Here is a 20,623-nt window from a genome sequence, read left to right as displayed (position 1 = left end):
GGTGGTCGCATCGTCCGGGAGGGCGTCACGGGGGCACAATGCGACTTCCGTCCCACGGAAGGGCCTTGGTGTACGGCCTGATCCCGAAGCCTGGATCTCCGTACACCTCACCCTCGCCGAGGCGTCAACATCATGCCCGCGGATTCACCCTTGGAGAGGGTGAACGGGGGTTGTGTGGAGGGACGCTCTCGGTCACGACCGGAGGGCCGGGTGACGCCGAGGAACGCGTGTGTGGCAGCGGAGGTGTACCGACGGCGGGACGCGGTGGAGCGGTAGGGGGAAGAGCGCTCGAAACCTGCCGCGTCGGATTGGCCGGACCCGCCCGTTTCTCACTTTCGGTGTTCATTCGGGTGCGCTGCGCTACGGAGTGTTCCTCGCCTGTCCGGGCGGCGTATGTGAGGCCGGCCCGGCGGCGGATCGCACGGCAGGAAGGGCCTTCCATGCAACGCCTTCTGACCAGACTGTCACTCGTCCTCGGCATGCTCGGTGCGCTGCTCGGTTCAGCCGCAACCGCCACCACCGCGCACGCGCGGCCCCTGGCCACGACCCACATCGTCAACATCAAGACCGGCGGCAGTCTGCTGCCGCACAACTGGGGCGACGGCTTCCAGGACGGATGGGTGCACTACGTCTGGGACCGCGGCCAGACCCTCGGAGCCGACCAGTGGGAGTTCGAGCCCGTCGCCGGCTTCACCTACATCATCCGCAACACCAAGACCGGCATGTGCCTCAAGCCCGGTGCCCCCTGGTTCAACAAGCCACGGGTCACCGAGGGCACGTGCGGAACCGGCCTGGAGTTCCAGTGGCAGCTCACCCAGCGGGCTCTCGACGGCGCGTACAAGATCTACAGCCGTTCCGCGGGCCAGATCATGACCCCGTACTACGGCAACAACCTCGGGGAAGTCGTCGTTCTCGAGCCGAATAGCAACGCCGAGAAGGTCTGGTGGTCCATCGACGGCCTGTAAGCCTCTTGAACGGCTCACCTCGGCGAGCAGCCCCGAATCGTCTTCGGGCGGGGCTGCTCGCCGAACTGCGGTGAGGTCAGTGGGTCGCGCCGGCGGCGACGGCGAGGTCCGTGTCGTGGGCCAGTGCGGTCGACAGAACGACGCGCAGGCCCTTGGCCGTGTCCTCCACCGGGAGTGAGGGGACGAAGTGGTTGGCGGCAGCGGGCATCTCCGGGGTGTGCGGGATGTGCACGAAGCCGCCGCGCCGTTGCTTGCCCTCGGTGGCCAGCAGGTGCATGAGGCCGTAGAAGACGTGGTTGCACACGAACGTCCCGGCGGTCTGGGAGACCGCGGAATTCAGTCCGGTCCGCTTCTGCACCTCCGTGACACACCGTTTGATCGGGAGGGTGGAGAAGTAGGCCGCGGGGGCGTCGGGGACGATGGGCTCGTCGACGGGCTTGCGGCCGGCGTTGTCGGCTTGGGGCAGTCGTTGACGTTGATGGCGACGCGCTCGACCGAGATGCAGTCTCGGGGGGAGAGGCCGAGCGACACGACGAGCGCCGGATCCGAATCCAGCACGGCCTCTCGCAGCACTGTCAGCGACTTGCCGAAGACGCAGGGGAGTTGGACGGCCGTCACCTCGACGCCGTCCGGAGGGTTGTCCTGGAGGAGCTGGGCCGCGGCCCAGGAGGGGTTGTAGGTGTCCTGGGCGAACGGTTCGAATCCTGTCACCAATACACGGGTCATGCGTACGTCCTTCACGGGCGGAGTGGCGGGCTGTCGCCGGGGCTAGTCGATGTAGACGGAGGAGCCGTTCATGGTGGCCTGGCCGCCGGGCTGCACCCAGCCCTCGTACTGGCCGAAGCAACCGCCGTTCGGGTAGACGTAGGCCGTCCGGTCCGTGCGGTTGACGACTGACACCATGAACCCGTTCGACGGGTAGCAGCCGTGCGGGTCGGTGTGCGGGATGCCGTTGACGATCAGAGTGCCGGTGGCTGCGCCGGCGCCGGGGGCGGCCGCGGCAGGAAGAAAGCCGGGGCCGAGTACAGCGGTGGTGACGGTGACGCCGATGACGGCGAGGGATCTGCGCACGGTACGGTCCTCTCGGTTCGCGCTTCAGTGCGATTGATGCCCGTCTGTGCGAGGTACTTTGCCTGCTTTGCCGCGTGTTCGCCCGAGTGGAGGGAAGTGAATGCCGGGGGCGAGGTGGGATGCGCTTCTCCATCGACATCCCCGACTTCGGTGACTTCGCGGACCCGGGGAACGTCGCGACCGTGGCGGCGGCCGCCGAGCAGGCCGGCTGGGATGGGCTCTTCGTCCGTGGCCACCCTGTGGGGCCGCCGGTGGTCCGACCGGGGCTCGCTGTCGAGGCCATTGCGTTCCCCGCTTTGGTGTGGCCGTTGTCGGTGATCGCGAAGTCCCTTCCGGTAAAGCAGTTTCCGAATCAAAAAGTGAAATCGAAACGGAATTCCCCACTTCTCTATCTCGGTAAACTCATCTACTCTGGATACATGGAAAAGACAACGCAGTTCTACGTAGTGAAAACCGGCGACAACCTCACGAAGATCGCGCGTAGGTTCCATGTGACGGTGGATCAGATCATGGCATGGAACCCGCAGATCAAGGACCGAAATAAAATCTACCCCGACCAGCGGATACGCGTGGCCCCGCCACTGGACCAGGAAGAGGACGGCGAGTACGAGCGGTTTCCAGGCGCAGACTTCTTCCAAGCGTCAGTGACCAGCCCGGTCATCAAGGCCATGGGCGACCGCCTCGTCCAGGAGAAGTGCTCGGTGTACACCGGCGAGCCCGACTACACGTGGAGCGCGGCGGACCAGAAGTCGTACGCCAAGTGGCAGCGCAAGCTCGGATTCAGTGGCCCTGACGCGGATGGCATTCCAGGCAAGACGTCCTGGGACAAGCTGCACGTGCCAGCCGTTTACGAGTGACCAGAACAGAAACCCGGTCGGCCCGTACGCACAGCCGAATCACAGGCCTGCGTAACGGGCCGCCGCGGTCAGCGTGGCGCGCACGGGCCAAAGCGCGGATCGCCTATCTCGAAGCGCAGTTGAGATACGAGAGCGTCAGGCCGTGTCCGGAAGGCCGCATGACGCTCGTCGAGGGAATGCGGGGCCATCTCGAAAAGGCCCACGCGGCTGCCGACGAGGATTTCGAATGGCGATGGCCGTGGTCGAAGTCCGCTGCCCGCGAAGGCGTCTGGTCGAATGTGCGCAGCGCGGAGGTGCTGCTGCTTCAACTGGTTTCCGACGAGGAAGCCGCAGGCCGCGCCAGCGAGGTCATGGCGCTGGTCAAGCAACACCTGGAAACCGACGATCCCCGGCGGGTCAGACTCGCCCGGCGGCTCCGCCCCATCATCGCCGGGGACCTGACGCAGAGCGACCGGGACCTCATGGTCCGCGCGCTCGACGCCGCGTACAGCGCTCTGGACGACGAACTGGCCCGGGTGCGCAGTCTGCGCAACATCCTGTGGACCGCGACCTTCCTCGTACTGCTCGGCGTGACGGGCCTCGCCCTCTACGGCTGGTTCTCGCCCGGCTCGCTCAGTCTGTGCTTCACGCCCCAGAGCGGTCCCGCCGCTTCGGACCGGATCACCGTCGTCTGTCCCACCGCGGAGCATCACGACGTGCGGGCGGGCACCGACGTCAGCAGCCTGGCCGCGTCGAGGGACATTCTCACCGTCGAGATCGCCGGGCTCGCCGGCGCGGCCCTCACCGTCATCGCCTCGCTGCGCCGCATCCGGGGCACCGACTCCCCCTACATGCTGCCCCTGGCGTCGGCGGTGCTGAAGTTCCCCACCGGCGCCCTGTCCGCCTTCCTCGGGGTGCTGCTGATCAGGGGCGCCTTCGTCCCCGGGCTGAGCGATCTCGACAGCAGGGCGCAGGTCCTCGGCTGGGCCGCGGCCTTCGGCGCCGCACAGCACCTGGTGACCCGACTCGTCGACGACCGCGCCCAGCTGACGCTGGAGGAGGTCGGCAGACCCACCGAGGCCGCGACCGACCCGGAGCGGGCCGCCGTCAAGGAGATCGCCGCGGAGGGAGAGCCCGCGACGCCCGGACCGCAGGCTGCCGACCAATCCGGCAACGGAGAGTACGAAGGGCCTCTCGAGGGCTCGCGGGAGAGTACGGGTGAGGAGGAACGGGCGGTGGAGTCCGGTCGGCGACCCGGGTCATGACCCGGGTCGCCCGCTCACCGCCGCAGCGGTGCGTGGGCCGTCTCCGGCAGCCGCAGATACACCAGCGACGACAGCAGACAGATCACCGCGACGTACCAGGGGAACAGGCCCGAGTGTCCGAGTTCCTTGAACAGGGTGCCGACGTACGGAGCGGTGCCGCCGAAGAGGGCCACCGTCAGCGAGTAGGGGAAGCCGATGCCGGCCGCGCGCACCCGGGGCGGGAAGATCTCCGCGTTCACGGCCGCGCTGATCGAGGTGAAACCGGTCAGCAGCACCATGCCCGCGCACTGCACGAGCAGCAGCACGGCGAACGAGTCGCGCAGGCTGTGCAGCAGCGGCACCGTGAGCAGGGCGAAGCCCAGGCCGAAGAAGAGCAGCAAGGGGCGGCGGCCGAAGCGGTCCGAGAGCAGCCCGCCGAGCGGCTGCAGCAGGGCGAAGAAGGCCAGTGAGATCGTGCCCGCGAGCAGCGCGTCCGACTTCGGGAGACCCGCGTTGAGTTCGGCGTACGTCGGCAGATATGACGTCCACGTGTAGTACGCGATGGTGCCGCCCGCCGTGATGCCGCAGATCAGGAGCGACTCGCGCGGGTGCCGGCGCAGCGCCTCGAACAGGCCCGGGCGCGGGGCCTCCCGCTGCTCGGCGCTGCGGGTCTCCTGCGCGCCCCGCCGGATCCAGAAGCCGACCAGGCTCAGCACGGCCCCGAGCACGAACGGGACCCGCCAGCCCCAGCTGTCCATCTGCCCGACGCTCAGCGTGCCCACCAGCAGCGTGGCGATGCCGGAGGCGACGAGCTGCCCCACGGTCGTCGACACGTACTGGAAGCTGGAGAACAGCCCGCGCCGGCCCGGGCCCGCAGACTCCACCAGGAAGGTCGTCGAGGCCGCGAACTCGCCGCCCACGGACAGGCCCTGCAGCAGCCGGGCGAGGACGAGGACCACCGGAGCCAGCACGCCCACCGAGGCGTAGGTCGGGGTGAGCCCGACCAGCAGGCTGCTGCCGCCCATCAGCAGGATGGTGACCGTCAGCGCGGCCCGCCGCCCGTGCCGGTCCGCGACCGCGCCCATCAGCAGCCCGCCGACCGGCCGCATGAAGAAGCCCACCGCGAACACGGCGAACGTCGACAGCAGCGGCACCAGCGAGTTGTCCGCGCTCTTGGGGAAGACCTGGTCGGCGATGAAGGTCGCCAGGAACGTGTAGGCGTACCAGTCGTACCACTCCACGGCGTTGCCCACGGAGGCGGCGAGGAGCTGGCGGACGGGCCGTTTCGTCGGCGGGGAAACCGTCTGCGTCTCTGTCACGCTCATCACCCTCCCCGGGCAATGCCCCGGCACACCTGTCGTACCCGCGACTTTCACATGAGTGTCACCAGCCCCTTCCTTGGCGTTTGGTGTCCCTGAAACACTCCTTCCGCGCAGATTCCGTCATGTTCCGGCCATCCAGCACCTCAGGATGAGAGGTCTGTCCTTCATGTCCGAAGTAAACCGGCGCCGCTTTCTTCAACTCGCGGGTGCCACCACGGCCTTCAGTGCGCTGTCCGCCAGCATCCAGCGTGCCGCCGCGCTTCCGGCGAACCACCGCACCGGGTCGATCGAGGATGTCGAGCACATCGTCGTCCTGATGCAGGAGAACCGTTCCTTCGACCACTGCTTCGGGACCCTGAGAGGCGTCCGCGGCTTCGGCGACCCGCGTCCGGTCACGCTCGACAACGGAAAACCGGTCTGGCACCAGGAGAAGGACGGCAAGGAGATCCTGCCGTTCCACCCGGACGCCGACGACCTCGGCATGCAGTTCCTGGAGGGCCTGCCGCACTCCTGGCCCGACGGCCACCAGGCCTACCGCGGCGGCAAGTACGACCGGTGGGTGCCCGCCAAGGGCACCACGACCATGGCGTACCTGACCCGCGAGGACATCCCCTTCCACTACGCCCTCGCCGACTCGTTCACCGTCTGCGACGCCTACCACTGCTCGTTCATCGGCTCCACCGACCCGAACCGCTACTACATGTGGTCCGGATACACGGGCAACGACGGCACCGGCGGCGGCCCGGTCCTCGGCAACGACGAACTCGGTTACGGCTGGACGACCTACCCCGAGCGCCTGGAGCAGGCCGGCCTCTCCTGGAAGATCTACCAGGACATCGGCGACGGCCTGGACGCGGCCGGCTCCTGGGGCTGGATCGAGGACGCCTACCGGGGCAACTACGGCGACAACTCGCTGCTGTACTTCAACAAGTACCGCAATGCCAAGCCCGGCGACCCCTGGTACGACAAGGCCCGCACCGGCACGAACGCCAAGGCGGGCGAGGGCTACTTCGACCGGCTGAAGGCGGACGTCAAGGCGGGCAAGCTGCCGCAGATCTCCTGGATCGCCGCCCCCGAGGCCTTCTCCGAGCACTCCAACTGGCCCTCGAACTACGGTGCCTGGTACATCGCGCAGGTCCTGGACGCCCTCACCTCCAACCCGGAGGTCTGGTCGAAGACCGCCCTGTTCATCACGTACGACGAGAACGACGGCTTCTTCGACCACGTGGTGCCGCCGCTGCCGCCCAAGGACGCCTCCCGCGGCCTGTCCACCGTCGACGTCTCCCTCGACCTCTTCCCGGGCGACAGCAAGAACACGGCCGGCCCCTACGGCCTCGGCCCCCGGGTGCCGATGCTGGTCGTCTCGCCGTGGAGCAAGGGCGGCTACGTCTGCTCGGAGACCCTCGACCACACCTCGATCCTGCGGTTCATGGAACGGCGCTTCGGTGTGCGCGAGCCCAACATCTCGCCCTGGCGCCGGGCCGTCTGCGGCGATCTGACGGCCGCGTTCGACTTCTCCCGCAAGGACACGCGGCCGGTCCCGCTGCCCGGCACCGACGAGTACGAGCCCCAGGACCGCGAACGCCACCCCGACTACAAGCCGGCCCCGCCCGCCGACCCGCGCATGCCCCGGCAGGAACGCGGCTCGCGCCGCACCCGGCCGCTGAAGTACGCCCCGCGCGTGGACGCCTCGGTCGACGCCGCCGCCGGGAAGCTCACCCTCGCCTTCGCCTCCGGGCCGAAGGCCGGCGCCGCCTTCCACATCACCTCAGGCAACCGCGCCGACGGCCCCTGGATGTACACCACCGAGGCCGGCAAGTCCCTCTCGGACACCTGGAACTCCGCCTACTCGGCGGGTTCGTACGACCTGACCGTGCACGGCCCGAACGGCTTCGTGCGGGTCTTCAAGGGGTCGAACAAGAAGGCCGGCTGCGAGGTCACCGCACGCCACACCGGTGACGACGTGGAACTGACCTTCACCAACAAGGGCTCCGGCACGGCACGGCTGAAGCTCTCCGACCGTTACGGCACCAAGCCCTCGACCGTCACCGTCCGCCCGGGCGCGACGGTACGGCGGACCGTCGACCTCGACCGCAGCCGCCGCTGGTACGACCTGACCGTCACCGTCGAGGGCGACGCGGCGTTCCTGCGGCGGTTCGCGGGGCACGTCGAGAACGGCCGGCCGGGGGTGAGCGACCCGGCGATCGTCACCGGGTAGCCGGGAAGAGGTGCCCCGGATCGTGCGGCCGGGGCACCAACGCCGGTTCGGCCGTGGCCGAGCCGGGTTCCAGGGCCAGGACGGCGGCCACCGGATGGTCGTCGTCCACCGGACGGTCGTGGTCCACGGGCGCCGCCCTGCTGAGGAGCACCACGCCCCAGGACGCCAGGCCCGCCCCGGCGAGCGCGAGCAGCACGCCCGCCGGGCCGCCCTGGAGGCGTTCGCCCAGCAGCGACAGCCCGATCGCCGCGGCGGCCAGCGGGTTGGCCAGGGTCACCATCGCGAGCGGAGCGCCCAGCCCGCCCCGGTACGCCACTTGCGACAGCAGCAGCCCGCCGGCCGCGAAGGCCGCCACGAGCAGCGCCACCCCGACCACCTGGACGCTCAGCAGCGGACCCGACCGGTCCGTCGCGGCCACCGTCACCGTCTGGGTGAGGGCCGAGGCGACTCCCGAGGCAATGCCGGACGCGGTCGCGTGCCGCAGCCCGGGGCGGGTGCCCGGCCGGGACAGCACCCCGATGAGGGCGGCGGTGGCACCCGCCACCGCCAGCGCCTCGGGAACGCTCAGCACATCGTCGGGCGCCGGGCCGGACGCCGTGACCAGGATCGCGCCCAGGCCGAGCAGCGTCAGCGCGGTGCCCTTCCACTCGACCACGCTCACCCGCCGTCCCGCGAGCCGCGCCCCCATGGGCACCGCCGCGACCAGGGTGAGCGCGCCGAGCGGCTGGACCACGGTCAGCGGCCCGTACCTCAGGGCCACGACGTGCAGCAGCGCGGCCGACGCGTTCAGTCCGACCGAGCACCACCAGGCGCCGCTGCCGAGCAGCCGCAGCACGCCCGAGCCGGGGGAGCAGGAGGCGAGCCGCTCCTGGGCGACCGCCGCTGCCGCGTAGGCGACGGCGGAGACGAGGGACAGGGCGACGGCGACGACGACGGCGTTCATCGGCCGGCTCCCGCGAGTGCCTGCTCCTCGGTTCGGCCCTGGGCCGGTACGAGCCTGACCTGCGCGCGGCCCGCGGTGGTCGCCGTACGGTGCGGCACGTGGATCACCGCGAGCGCGAGACCGAGCAGGGCCGTCGCCACGATCGCGTCCAGCCAGTAGTGGTTCGCGGTGCCGACGATCACCAGCAGCGTCAGCAGCGGATGCAGCAGCCAGAGCCGGCGCCACCGTGACCGGGTCGCGACGATCAGGCCGATGGCCACCATCAGGGCCCAGCCGAAGTGCAGCGACGGCATCGCCGCGAACTGGTTCGACAGGGAGTCGGTCGCGGGATCGCCGTAGACCGACGGCCCGTACACCCGTGCCGTGTCCACCAGACCGGTCGCGGCCAGCATCCGGGGCGGGGCGAGCGGGAAGAGCAGGTGCAGCACCAGCGCGGCGGCGGTGACGGCGGCCAGGACCCGGCGGGCCCACACGTAGTGGGCCGGGCGGCGCAGATAGAGCCAGACCAGGAAGGCGACGGTGGCCGGGAAGTGGACCGCCGCGTAGTAGGTGTTCGCGACATGCGCCAGACCGTCGCCGTGCAGCAGCAGGGACTGCACCGCACCCTCGCCGGGGAGATGGACCGCTCGCTCGAAGTCCCACACGCGGTGCGCGTTGTGGAAGGCCTCGCCGGTGTGGCCCGTGGCCAGCTGCCGGCCGAACTTGTAGACGAGGAAGAGCCCCACGACGAGCAGGAGCTCCCGGACGAGCGGCGGTCGGGCTATGACGTGCGGCGGTCGCGCTGTCGCGTCGGACCCCGCCGGCGCAGGCTCGGTGCGGGCATTCATCCCCCGGCCCCTTCGGTGACGGTGGTGCTGTTATCGGTACGAGTGCGTACCGATACGCCAGTGTACCGATACGGTCGCGTTCCGGTACACTGGCGTATCGATAGACGTAGAACACACTGCCGGCCGGAATTTCTCGGCCGCCGAGGAAAGCCAGGAGCAGAGCCATGACGTCGCAGGCTGGGGACCGACCCGAGCCGGTCGGTGCCACGCGCCGCTCCAAGATCACGCCCGAGCGTGAGCAGGAGTTCTTCGAGGCCGTGCTGGAACAGCTCCGCGAGTGCGGCTACGACTCCGTCACCATGGAGGGGATCGCCGCCAGCACCCGCTGCAGCAAGTCCACGCTCTACCGGCAGTGGAAGACCAAGCCCCAGTTCGTGGCGGCGGCGCTGCGCTCCCACCGGCGGACGCGCTGCATCGACACCGGCTCGCTCGCGGACGACCTGCGCGAGGCCGCCCGGGCGGCGGGGGAGCTGTCGGGCCGGGACACCAAGCTTCTCCAGGCGCTCGCCCACGCGGCCCCTCAGGACCCGGAGCTGCAGCGCGCGTTGCGCGAGGCGCTGGTCGAACCGGAGATCGCCGCGCTGAAGGAGATCATCCGGCGCGGGGTCGAGAGGGGAGAGGTGCCCGCCGATCATCCGGCGCTGGAGTACATCCCGGCGCAGATGTTCGGCGTCCTGCGCATCCGGCCCGTCCTGGAGGGTGAGTACGCGGACCCGGACTACCTGGTGCGATTCGTGGAGGCCGCCGTGCTGCCGGCCCTGGGCCTGGGCCTGAGCTGAGACCCGGGCCGCCGTCCGTCGGATGACAGGACGGTGACCCGACCGCGCCGACCCGTGGGGACGGGGGCGGCGCGCACCCCCCGGCCGGGTGGGGTTCCCCTGTGAGCGGCGGGGGCGCCCCACCCGGCCGATCCGGTTACGGGCGGGGCGGTCGTTCCCTTGTGCTCCTGGTCAGACGTCCTGGCCGTTGCCGCTGCCCGTCGACACCTTGATGCCCTTGGCGATGTCGTCGAGGACGGACTCCTTCTGGCCGGCGTCCACGCCGAACCGGACGACGACCATCTGCTTCGCGTTCGCGGGGGAGGGGAACGCGAGCGACTCCACGATGCCGTCGGCGCCCTTGGTGGTGACGGCCTTCCAGCGGACCAGGTAGCCCTTCTGCCCGGCCACGGTCACCGCCTTGGCGGCCAGTACGTCGTGCGAGGTGATCCCGCCGTAGGACTTGCCGCCGTAGGACTCCTCGGCGTTGGCCGAGATGTCCGCCTTGGCGATCTCCTCGGCGGTGCTGCCCTTGGCGCCGAGGGCCAGGGCCGGTGCGGAGTAGGCTCCGCCCTTCGTGCAGGTCGAGGAGGTGTCGCCGGGGCACTTGTAGGAGTCGTCGGACGTGAGCTGCGCGCCGACCGTGATCTCCTGGCCGTACCAGCCCTCCGGGATCGGCATGCTGATCCCGCTGACGGCGTCGGTCACCGACCCGCTCCTGATCTTCGGCGGCTCGGACTGCTCGGGAGACGGGCTCTGGCCGCCGGAACCTCCGGAGCCGCCATTGCCTCCGGATCCCCCCGACCCGCCGAACGGCCCGCCCTGGCCACCGGTTCCGCCCGGGCCGCCCGGCCCCTGTGAAGTGGCCGAACCGCCGCCCGAGCCGCCGTTGTCGGTCAGCGCGTACACGCCGACACCGATACTCGCGAGAACAACGACGGCCGCCCCGACGGCAATCCCGATCCGCAGCCGGCTTCCCCGGGCGGCCGGGGGTGTGTTGGGGTAGCCGGGATACGCGCCGGCGCCCGGGTACCCGGGGGTGTTCGGGTAGGGGGCCGGCCCTGGGGGTTGGCCGGGGGTGCCTGGGTATCCAGGGGTGCCTGGGTACGCGGTAGCGCCTGGGTGGCCGGGGGTGCCTGGGTACGCGGTAGCGCCTGGGTGGCCGGGGGTGCCTGGGTACGCGGTAGCGCCTGGGTGGCCAGGGGCGCTCGGATGTCCGGTGGTGCTTGGGTGTGCGGGAGGTCCCGGGTGCCCGGCGGCGCTGCCATGAGCGGCAGCGTCCGGCTGTGCGGCAGCAGTCGGATCCCCCGCCGGGGTCGAATCACCCGCAGCGCCGGAGCCTGCCGCAGGGGCAGGATCGCCGGCGGCGCCCGCGTCTGTCGCGGTCCCAGAGCCTTCCGCAGAGGCCGCACTTACTGCAGCGCCGGAGCCCGCCGCAGGGGCGTGACGGCCCGCAGCGGCCGAGCGGTCCGCAGCGCCGGAGCCTGCCGCAGGGGCAGAATCGCCGGCGGCGCCCGCGTCTGTCGCGGCCCCCGAGCCTTCCGCGGAGGCCGCATTCACCGCAGCGCCGGAGCCCGCCGCAGGGGCGTGACGGCCCGCAGTGGCCGAGCGGTCCGCGGTGCCCGAGCCCCCCGAAGGGGCAGAGCCCCCAGCGGCGGCCGGATTCCTCGCGGCGGAGCCTGCGGCGGGAGCCGGGCCGTCCGCGGCGCCCGAGTCTCCGGCAGTGCCCGCAGCGCCCGAGTTCGTCGCAGCCGCCGAGTCTCCCGCAGAGGTGGGGACGGGTTCGCTCCTGGCGGCCGAACCCTCCGCGCCGGAGCCTGCGGTAGTGGCCGAACCGGCGTGCTCGCGCGGGGCTCCCGCAGAAGCCGAACCCTCCCCAGCCGCCGGATGCGTCGGCGGCTGGGCCGGACGGATGCGGGCCGTCCAGGCCTTTCCGTCCCACCAGCGCTCGGTGGCGGGCCCGTCACTTTTCTGGCCGGGGTCCGGGTACCACCCGGAAGGAGTCTCCTGCGTCATGCCCCCACCGTATGAGGCGTCGGTGAAAGAGGCATGAGAGGAGTCGACCAGGATCGGTCATTCCAGGATCAAGCGGGTCGGCAGAAGGCGGGCGGGTGGTGGCAGCCGTAGTCCGTCCCGGCCCGGGGTCACCGAACCGAGCACGCTCGGATGCCGGGCACCGGTGCTCGCGGGCGAGGTGCCCGGCAGGCCGTGCAGGGTCAGGAACCCCAGGACGGCGAAGGCGTAGGCCTCCTTCGCCCCGGACGGCAGCCCCAGTTCGTCCGAGGCGCGCACCGAAACCCCGGGCAGCAGCTCCCCGAGCATCCTCATCAGCACCGGGTTGCGCGTCCCGCCGCCGGAGGTGATCACCTCCGTCGCGCCCACCGACCGCACGGCGTCCGCCACGGTCCGGGCCGTGAGCATCGTCAGGGTGGCGACCACGTCCTCGGCGGGCAGTGTCCCGAACCCGGCCAGCGCGTCCCGCAGATGACCGAGATGAAACAGCTCCTTGCCCGTGGTCTTGGGCGCGGGCAGCGCGTAGTACGGCTCCTGGAGCAGCCGGTCCAGCAGTGGCCCGTGCACCCGGCCGCGGGCGGCCAGGACCCCGTCCGTGTCGTAGGACAGGGCTCCGCCGCTGAACCCATGGGCCGCCGCGTCGATCAGCGCGCAGCCCGGCCCGGTGTCGAAGGCGGTCCCGTCGGGTGCGGTGAGGTTGGCGATACCGCCGACGTTGAGTGCGACGGGCCGGCCCGGCCGGCCGCGCAGCCACAGCAGGTCGACCAGGCTGACCAGCGGCGCGCCCTGCCCGCCGGCGGCGATGTCACGCGGCCGGAAGTCGGCGACGACCGGCAGCCCGGTCGCCTCGGCGATCCAGGCCGGCTGCCCCAGCTGGAGCGTGCCGTGGACCTCGCCCCCGGCGACCCAGTGGTACACGGTCTGCCCGTGCGAGGCCACCAACTCGGCCCGTCCCTCGCACAGTTCGCGGTCGGCCCGGAGCGCGGCCGCCGCGAAGGCCTGCCCGATCCGGGTGTCCAGCCGGCACACCTCGCCCAGGGTGGTGGTCCCCGGCGGCAGGGCGGCCGACAGGATCTCGCGCAGTTCGCCGTCGTACGCCTCGCTCACCATGCCGAGCGGTTTCAGCACCAGACCGTCGCCGACGAGGTCCAGCTCGGCCGCCGCCGCGTCGATCGCGTCGTACGACGTGCCGGACATCAGACCGATCACCCGCATCGCCTCAACCAGTCCTCTCCTCCACCGCCTTCGCCCCGCGCACCCGCCGCGAGGGCGGCGTGAGCAGCGCCGGTACGCTCACCGCGCACGCCGCCGCCGCGTAGTACGCGGGGATGTCCACGCTCCCCGTCCGCTCGATGGTCTCCGTGATGATGAGCCCGGCACACCCCGAGAACACCGCATTGGACAGCGCGTAGGCGAGTCCCAGGCCCGTGTACCGCACCCGCGTCGGGAACATCTCCGACAGCATCGCCGGGCCCGGCCCCGCCATCAGTCCCACCACGGCACCCGCGCCGCACACCGCCACACCCTTCACGGTGTTCGAAACGCCGGGCTCCTGCAGAAGGTTGAGCAGCGGCACCGAGAGGGCCACGACCAGCAACGCGCCCGTCAGCATCACCGCCCGCCGGCCGAGCAGGTCGCTGAGCAGCCCCGCCGGCACGATCGTCACCGCGAAACCCAGATTGGCCAGCACGGTGGCGGCCAGCGCCTGCTGGAAGGTCGCGCCCAGCGAACTCTGCAGATACGACGGCAGCACGACGAGGAACGTGTAACCGGCCGCGGCCCAGCCCATGATCCGCCCCGCGCCCAGCGCGATCGCCCTCGCGACCTCGCGCGGGGGAGGCGTCTGCTGGGACCGCTCCGCCACGAACTCCGGCGTCTCGTCCAGCCGCAGTCTCAGCCACAACGCCCCGAGCCCCAGCGGCAGGGTCAGCAGGAACGGCAGCCGCCAGCCCCACGCGCCGAGCTGCTCCTCGGTCAGCACGGTGGCGAGCAGTGCCGCCGCGCCCGCACCGCCCAGCAGCCCCAGTGCCACCGTGAACGACTGCCACGACCCGTACAGCCCCCGCCGGCCCGGCGGAGCGAACTCCGTCATCACCGACACCGCCCCGCCGAACTCCCCACCGGCCGACAGCCCTTGGAGCACCCGCAGGAAGGTGAGCAGCCAGGGCGCCAGCGCGCCCGCCTGGGCGTAGGTCGGCAGCACGCCGATCAGTGTCGTCGCCACCGTCATCAGCGTGATCACCAGGACCAGCACCGGCCGACGGCCGACGCGGTCCCCGAGACGGCCGAAAAGCGCCGCCCCGACCGGTCGGAAGAAGAACGCGAGCGCGAACGACGCGTACGTCTTCACCAGAGCCTCGATCTCGCTGCCGCCCTCCGGTGTGAAGAACCGCGCCGCGATGATCGTCGCGAAGTAGCCGTAGACGCCGAACTCGTACCACTCGATGAGATTGCCCACCGACCCCGCGACCAGCGCCCGCCGGCCGCGCCGTGTGTCCCGTCCCTGGTGAATGAACGTCACCTCCCGTACCGTTGTGCCTTGTTGACCCGAAGGCGGCTGGTGACGGGCCGATTGCGTCGTCCGGTCACCGTCGGCTTCACCCGCCACGGCAACAGGTGCCCGGACCGCCCTCCACTCAGGCAATCGGACGGCTACGCTCGACGTCTGTACGTCGTTCGGGCGACTTGGGGAGGTAGCGGGATGACGGAGGTACGGCCCACGGCCGGCCCCTCGGCTTCCCTTTGGGAGCGCGACGAGGAAGTCGCCGCCGTCGCGCGGGCGGTCGACGGCCTGTGCGCGGACCGCTCCTCGTCCGGCGGACTGCTGGTCTTCCGGGGCGAGGCCGGACTCGGCAAGACCACGCTGCTGGCCGAAACCCGCCGCATCGCCGAGGCCCGCGGCTGCACGGTCTGGTCGGCCCGCGGCGGCGAGACCCTCCGGTCGGTCCCCTTCAACGTGGTACGGCAGTTGCTGCAGCCGGCACTGGTGTCGATGCTCCCGGAGGAGGCACGCGAATACCTCGGCGACTGGTACGACATCGCCGGCCCCGCCCTCGGCATAGCGGAACCCGGCGACCGGCAGGCCGACCCGCAGGGCGTGTGCGACGGACTGGTCGCCGCCGTGCGCCGGCTCGCCCGCCGGGACTGGCCGCTGGTGCTGCTGATCGACGACGCCCACTGGGCCGACCAGGAGACCCTGCACTGGCTCGCCGGGCTCGCCGAGCGCCTCGACGAGATGTCCGTGCTGGTCGTGGTCACCCGCCGCCCCGGCGAGGTCTCCGGCACCAGCGCCCGCCACCTCGACACCGTCGCCGCCGCCGCGGACGGACCCGTCGCGACCCTGAGCGCCCTCACCCCGGACGCGACGGCCGGACTCACCCGCGCCACCCTCGGCCCGCACGCCGACGCCGCGTTCTGCCGCGAGGTCTGGGCCGTCACCGCGGGCAACCCCTACGAGACCGTCGAACTCCTCGCCAAGGTCCAGGACAGCGAACTCGAACCGGTCGAGGCCCGGGCCGGGGAGCTGCGTGAACTGAACCGCTCGGCCCGCGGCGGTGGCCTAGTCGCCCGCCTGGAGGAACTCGGCATCGACGCCACGCGGTTCGCCTGGGCCGCCGCGATCCTCGGCACCGACATCTCCACCGACCTGGTCGCCAAGCTCGCCACCCTGGGGCCCGACGACGCCCGCCGCTGCGCCGAACTGCTGCGCACCGCCCGCATCCTCACCACACCCGACCCCGCGACCGGCCGCAGCGCCGACGGCGACCTGGAGTTCGTCCACCCGCTGATCGCCACCGCCGTCTACAACTCCATACCCGACGCCCTGTGCACCGCCATGCACGGCATCGCCGCCCGGATCGTCACCGACGAGGGGCGCGGCGCCGCCGCGGCCGCGCGCCACCTCCTCGAAGTCCACCCGGACGACGACGAGGAACTCGTGGGTCAGCTTCGCGAGGCCGCCCGTGAGCACCTCGCCGTCGGCGCCCCCGACGCCGCCCGCCGCTGCCTGGAGCGCGCCCTGGCGGAACCGCCCCGGCCCGAGTCCCACCCGCACGTGCTGTACGAACTGGCCGAGGCCACCTTCCTCACCGCGCCCGCCCGCACCATCGGCCATCTGCGGACCGCGCTCGGCATGCCCGGCCTCGGCGGGGACAAGCGGGTGGACGCCGTCTTCCGGCTCTCCCAGGCGCTGCTCCACAACGACCAGCTGGAGGAGGCCGTCCGCACGGTCGAGGCGGAGGCCGCGCGGCTGAGGCCCGGGCCCGCCCGGATGCGGCTCCAGGCCGTGCACTTCATGTGGGAGGGCATACACGCGGGCGAGGTCACCTCGCCCGACCGCTCCCGGCGGCTCGCCGACCTCGCCGCCACCTGCACCGGCCGGGACAACTCCGAACGCGCGCTGCTCATGCTGCGCGGCTTCGACGCCCTCATGCACGGCGAGAACGCGGAGGAGGTCGCCGAACTGTGCGACCGCTCCCTCGTCAACGGCCGCCTGGCCCCCGGGCTCGGCTGGACCGACACCGAGTGGGGCATCGAACTGCTGCTGATGCTGGCCAACGCGTACGCCTTCACCGACCGCCTCGACCGCGCCGAGACCCTCTACAACGAGGCCCTGCGCGCCTACGAGACGGCCGGCTGGAGCGGCGGCCACCTCGCCCTCGCCCACGCCTACGTCGGGCTCGGCCACCGCAGGCGGGGCCGTCTGAAGGAGGCGGAGTCGTCCCTGCGCGAGTCGCTGCGCCTCGCCGAGCGCGTCGGCCGCGGTCTGCCGCTGTACTGGTCCGCGACCTGCAACCTCGTCGACACACTGCTCGCCCGCGGCCATGTCCAGGAGGCCTGGGAGGTCGCCGAACGGTACGGCTTCGCCCCGCCCTACCCCTCCACCATCGTCCTGCCGGACCCGCGCTCGGTGCGCGGGAGGCTGCTGCTGGCCGTCGGCCGCACCAAGGACGGCATCAACGAACTGGAGGCCGCCGAGAAGGCCGCGGCGGCACGCGGCCACCACAACCCCGTGCTCGTCCCCTGGGCGGCGGACCTCGCCCGGGCCCTCAGCACCGAGGACCCGGCCCGTGCCGCCCGGCTCGCCGTCGACGTCCGCCGGCAGGCCGAGCGCTTCGGCACGGACACCGCCATCGGCGAGGCCCTGCGCTGCGCCGCCGCCCTGGAGACCGGACAGCGCGCGGTCCGGCTCGCCGCCCAGGCCGTCACCTACCTGGAGGCGTCGCCCTGCCAGTACGAGCACGCGGCGGCCCGCATCGAGTACGGCATCGCGGCCCGCTCGGTGAGCGACCTCGAACGCGGCCTGGACCTGGCGGTCTCGTGCGGCGCGGACGGTCTGGCGGAGCGGGCGCGGGCCGTGCTCAAGGCCGGCGTCGGACCGGCGTAGCCCAGACCACGACCGGCAGGGTCACCCTGCCGTGCCGTCCTCCTCCGCGAGCACCCGCTGGGCCGTCGCGAACGCCGAGTTCGCCGCCGGCACCCCGCAGTACACGGCTGTCTGCAGCAGCACCGCGCCGATCTCCTCGGGCGTGAGCCCGTTGCGGCGGGCCGCCCGGACGTGCATGGCCAGTTCGTCGTAGTGGCCGTGCGCGACCAGCGCGGTGAGGGTGATCATGCTGCGCTCGCGGCGCGACAGCGTCGGGTCGGTCCAGATCTCGCCCCAGGCGTAGCGCGAGATGAAGTCCTGGAAGCGCGCGGTGAAGGGCGTCTGCTTGGACTGGGCCCGGTCGACGTGGGTGTCGCCGAGCACCTCGCGCCGCACCTCCATCCCGCGTCCGACGGGCCCGCCGAAGTGGGCCCGCAGCGCGGTCAGCACCGCTTCCGGGCACTGTGCCGGCGCCAGGTGCGAGGCGCCTGGGAGCTCGACGAGCGTCGAGCCCGGCACCGCGTCGGCGATCTCCCGCAGATGCGCGGGCGGCGTCGCCGGATCCTCGCGGCCGGCGACCAGCAGCGTCGGTACGGCGATCTCGGGCAGCCGGTCCCGCAGATCGAACGCGGCGAGCGCGTCACAGCAGGCGGCGTACGCGTCCGGGTCGGCGTCCCGGTGGTCCCGCACCAGCTCCGGCACGCTGAACCCGGGCGTGAACCAGCGCGTGTCCGCGCCCTCCGCCAGCCCGGCCAGCCCCTCCCGCCGCACCAGCGCGGCCCGTTCCTCCCATGGCTTGGCCCCGTTGAAGTGCGCCGACGAGCAGATGACGGCGAGCGACGACAGCCGCTCCGGACGGTGCACCGCGAGATGCAGCCCCACGGCCCCGCCCAGCGACACACCCGCATACGCGAACTGTTCGATGCCGAGCGAGTCGGCGAGCGCCAGCACCAGACCGGCGAGGTCACCGACCGTCGCGCCCGCCTTGATGAGGTCGGCCGCCGAACCGCCGTGTCCCGGCAGATCCCAGCGGACCACCCGGTGGGTTACCGACAGTTCGGGCGCCACCTTGTCCCACAGGGCGTACGACGTGCCGAGGGAGGGGCCGAGCAGCAGCGGGGGAGCGGAGGCGGGCCCTTCGGTGTGATGGTTCAGGAGTGTCAACGTCGCTCCAGAGCACGGTCGGTCAGGGCTCCGGCGGAGCCGGTGTAGTGGGTGGGGTCGAGGTCGACGTCCGCCAGCTCCGGTGCCTCGGCGAGCGGGCGCCCCTCGGCGGCCAGCCGGGTGAGGAGTTCCTTGGCGCGGGCGCGGCCCAGCAGCGGGGCCAGTTCGGCGGAGAGCCGCTCGGACACGATCAACCCGCCGGTCAGGTCCAGGTGTTCACGCATGACCTCGGGCCTGACCCGCAGTCCCTCGGCCAGCTCCACGGCGTCCCGGGCGGCCCCGCCGACCAGCCGCAGCAGGTCCCGCAACGGCTCCCACTCGGCGTGCCAGGACCCGGCCGGCCGCTCGTCCTCCGCCGCCAGCGAGCCGTACAGCGTGGCCGCGAGCTGCGGGGCCCGTCGCGCGGCGGAGGCGATGAGGGTGGACCGTACGGGGTTGGACTTGTGCGGCATGGCGGACGAGCCCCCGCCACTGCCCTCCGCGACCTCGGCGATCTCGGTGCGCGACAGGGTGAGGACGTCCACGGCGAGTTTGCCGAGCGCGCCTGCCGTGAAGGCGAGGCACCCGGCGAGGTCGGCGACGGGCGTCCGCAGGGTGTGCCAGGGCAGATCGGGTGCCCTGAGGCCGAGTTCACGGGCGTACGCCGCCGGCAGTCCGGTCGGATCGCTCGCGCCGTACGCGCCGAACGCCGCCAATGTGCCCGCCGCGCCGCCGAGTTGGGCGGGCAGCGAGTCCCGTACGGCCGTCGTCCGGTCCCGCGCGTCGAGGACCAGCGCCCGCCATCCGGCCGCCTTCAGCCCGAAGGTCGTCGGTACGGCGTGCTGGGTGAGCGTCCGCCCCGGCATCGCGGTGTCACGGTGCTCGGCGGCCAGCCGGGCGAGAGCCCGCTCGGTGCGGCCGAGGTCGGCGAGGACCAGGTCCAGGGTCCGCGCGGCGACCAGCATCGTCGCCGTGTCCATGATGTCCTGGCTGGTCGCGCCCCGGTGGACGTAGGGGCCGTACGCGTCGCCGACGGCCTTCGTCAGCTCCGCGACCAGCGGGATGACGGGGTTGCCGCCCGCGCGGGCCCGCTCGGTGAGGGACCGTACGTCGAAGGTGCCGGCGGCCGCCTCGGCCACCGCCGTCGCCGCCTCGGCGGGTGCGAGCCCCAACGCGGCCTGGGCCCGGGTCAGCGCGGCCTCCGCGTCGAGCAGCGCCCGCAGATACGCGTGGTCGCTCGTCGCGGACGCGGCCGCCGAGTCGGCCCACCCGGGGGCGAGCAGGCCGGTGTCGCCGTGCGCAGCTGTCACTGGAACTCCAGGAAGACCGTCTCGCCTTCGCCCTGAAGGCGGATGTCGAAACGGTACGTGCCGGGCGTCTCCTCCGCGGCGATCAGCGTGTCGCGGCGCCCGTCCTCCAGCCGGGACAGCAGCGGGTCGGCGGCGAGCACCGCCGCATCGCCCGGCAGATAGATCCGGGTGTACAGGTGCAACAGGAGTCCGCGCGCGAAGACGCACACGCTGAGGTACGGGGCGTTCCGCCCGCGCGCTCCGGGTCGCAGCGTGCGCGCGTACCAGTGGCCGTTCGCGTCGGTCTGGATACGGCCCCACCCGGTGAACTCCACGCCGTTGCGCCCCAGGAAGCCGCCCGACGCCGGGTCGCGCCGCATCGAACCGTCGGCCGTCGCCAGGTTGCCGTCCGGGTCCGGCCCCCACAGTTCGATCAGGGCGTCCGGCAGCGGATCGCCCTCGCCGTCGGTGACGTACCCGTGCACGGTGACCGTGTCCGGATGCCCGACGGGCGCGATGTCCTCACCGCCGCGGAACGGCAGGGCGTGGCCGTAGAACGGGCCGACGGTGTGCGAGGGGGTGGGCAGCACGCTCTCGGGCCTGCTGGTGTCGGTCTTCGTCATGGCAGG

The 20,623-nt window shown here is 72.0% G+C and carries 15 protein-coding genes and 3 pseudogenes; 6 read left to right on the top strand and 12 right to left on the bottom strand.

The features are described from left to right. Positions 1–440: 440 nt before the first annotated feature. A complete protein-coding gene (locus tag ACZ58V_RS10330; protein ID WP_468184284.1) occupies positions 441–965 on the top strand; it encodes an RICIN domain-containing protein in 525 nt (174 codons plus the stop codon). A 76-nt stretch (positions 966–1,041) separates the two neighbouring features. Here the strand turns inward: ACZ58V_RS10330 and pcp are convergent. Continuing rightward, positions 1,042–1,691: pseudogene (gene pcp, locus ACZ58V_RS10325) on the bottom strand (pyroglutamyl-peptidase I). A gap of 42 nt (positions 1,692–1,733) precedes the next feature. Beyond that, a complete protein-coding gene (locus ACZ58V_RS10320) occupies positions 1,734–2,036 on the bottom strand; it encodes a hypothetical protein (protein WP_471289441.1) in 303 nt (100 codons plus the stop codon). 119 nt (positions 2,037–2,155) lie between these two features. On the opposite strand from ACZ58V_RS10320, the gene ACZ58V_RS10315 reads away from it, so the two are divergent. Both ACZ58V_RS10315 and ACZ58V_RS10310 read left to right on the top strand, forming a co-directional pair. Continuing rightward, positions 2,156–2,893 (top strand): peptidoglycan-binding protein, encoded by a 738-nt coding sequence (locus ACZ58V_RS10315; protein ID WP_468184290.1) that lies wholly within the window; start codon positions 2,156–2,158, stop codon positions 2,891–2,893. Between the two features lie 158 nt (positions 2,894–3,051). Continuing rightward, entirely contained in the window at positions 3,052–4,137 is a 1,086-nt protein-coding gene (locus ACZ58V_RS10310; protein ID WP_468184293.1) for a hypothetical protein, read from the top strand. A 14-nt stretch (positions 4,138–4,151) separates the two neighbouring features. On the opposite strand, the gene ACZ58V_RS10305 is transcribed toward ACZ58V_RS10310, so the two are convergent. Further along, a complete protein-coding gene (locus ACZ58V_RS10305; protein WP_471289439.1) occupies positions 4,152–5,441 on the bottom strand; it encodes an MFS transporter in 1,290 nt (429 codons plus the stop codon). 163 nt (positions 5,442–5,604) lie between these two features. Between ACZ58V_RS10305 and ACZ58V_RS10300 the strand changes: the two genes are divergently transcribed. Beyond that, positions 5,605–7,656: a phosphocholine-specific phospholipase C gene (locus ACZ58V_RS10300; protein WP_471289437.1), complete on the top strand. Its 2,052-nt coding sequence runs from the start codon at positions 5,605–5,607 to the stop codon at positions 7,654–7,656. On the opposite strand, the gene ACZ58V_RS10295 is transcribed toward ACZ58V_RS10300, so the two are convergent. Together ACZ58V_RS10295 and ACZ58V_RS10290 are read right to left on the bottom strand one after the other, a co-directional pair. Then, complete coding sequence (locus tag ACZ58V_RS10295; protein ID WP_471289436.1) at positions 7,646–8,599, bottom strand: DMT family protein; 954 nt, start codon at positions 8,597–8,599, stop codon at positions 7,646–7,648. The two genes, ACZ58V_RS10300 and ACZ58V_RS10295, sit on opposite strands and share 11 nt — an antisense overlap. After that, positions 8,596–9,426, bottom strand: a complete 831-nt coding sequence (locus ACZ58V_RS10290; RefSeq protein WP_468184304.1) for a phosphatase PAP2 family protein — start codon at positions 9,424–9,426, stop codon at positions 8,596–8,598. Before ACZ58V_RS10290 ends, ACZ58V_RS10295 begins: the two co-directional genes overlap by 4 nt. Before the next feature lie 164 nt (positions 9,427–9,590). On the opposite strand from ACZ58V_RS10290, the gene ACZ58V_RS10285 reads away from it, so the two are divergent. Further along, on the top strand, positions 9,591–10,205 hold the full coding sequence (locus ACZ58V_RS10285; RefSeq protein WP_471289434.1) for a TetR/AcrR family transcriptional regulator: 615 nt from the start codon (positions 9,591–9,593) through the stop codon (positions 10,203–10,205). 171 nt (positions 10,206–10,376) lie between these two features. Here the strand turns inward: ACZ58V_RS10285 and ACZ58V_RS10280 are convergent. The 4 genes and pseudogenes from ACZ58V_RS10280 to ACZ58V_RS10265 all read right to left on the bottom strand — a co-directional run. Continuing rightward, positions 10,377–11,285, bottom strand: a pseudogene (locus tag ACZ58V_RS10280) (hypothetical protein); the annotation flags it as partial. A gap of 798 nt (positions 11,286–12,083) precedes the next feature. Then, positions 12,084–12,200, bottom strand: a pseudogene (locus tag ACZ58V_RS10275) (DUF2510 domain-containing protein); the annotation flags it as partial. Positions 12,201–12,257: 57 nt separating this feature from the next. Then, the gene (locus ACZ58V_RS10270) at positions 12,258–13,412 is read right to left on the bottom strand and encodes an anhydro-N-acetylmuramic acid kinase (RefSeq protein ID WP_471289433.1); all 1,155 of its coding nucleotides are present in this window, start codon (positions 13,410–13,412) and stop codon (positions 12,258–12,260) included. Between the two features lie 4 nt (positions 13,413–13,416). Then, entirely contained in the window at positions 13,417–14,718 is a 1,302-nt protein-coding gene (locus ACZ58V_RS10265; RefSeq protein ID WP_471289431.1) for an MFS transporter, read from the bottom strand. Between the two features lie 180 nt (positions 14,719–14,898). Between ACZ58V_RS10265 and ACZ58V_RS10260 the strand changes: the two genes are divergently transcribed. After that, complete coding sequence (locus ACZ58V_RS10260; protein ID WP_471289430.1) at positions 14,899–17,583, top strand: ATP-binding protein; 2,685 nt, start codon at positions 14,899–14,901, stop codon at positions 17,581–17,583. Between the two features lie 21 nt (positions 17,584–17,604). On the opposite strand, the gene pcaDC is transcribed toward ACZ58V_RS10260, so the two are convergent. The 3 genes from pcaDC to pcaG are packed head-to-tail and all read right to left on the bottom strand — an operon-like array spanning position 17,605 to position 20,617. Next, positions 17,605–18,726, bottom strand: coding sequence for a bifunctional 3-oxoadipate enol-lactonase/4-carboxymuconolactone decarboxylase PcaDC (pcaDC, locus tag ACZ58V_RS10255; RefSeq protein ID WP_471289429.1), 1,122 nt, complete (start codon positions 18,724–18,726; stop codon positions 17,605–17,607). Beyond that, positions 18,723–20,015, bottom strand: coding sequence for a 3-carboxy-cis,cis-muconate cycloisomerase (pcaB, locus tag ACZ58V_RS10250; protein WP_471289428.1), 1,293 nt, complete (start codon positions 20,013–20,015; stop codon positions 18,723–18,725). Before pcaB ends, pcaDC begins: the two co-directional genes overlap by 4 nt. Continuing rightward, the gene (gene pcaG, locus ACZ58V_RS10245) at positions 20,012–20,617 is read right to left on the bottom strand and encodes a protocatechuate 3,4-dioxygenase subunit alpha (RefSeq protein ID WP_468184322.1); all 606 of its coding nucleotides are present in this window, start codon (positions 20,615–20,617) and stop codon (positions 20,012–20,014) included. The genes pcaB and pcaG overlap by 4 nt, the downstream gene beginning before the upstream one ends. Between the last annotated feature and the right edge of the window lie 6 nt (positions 20,618–20,623).

It is taken from the genome of Streptomyces sp. NPDC040589, from assembly GCF_055594445.1.
Note: the sequence above shows the minus strand (reverse complement) of the source record. Positions and strands in the feature narration are given on the sequence as shown.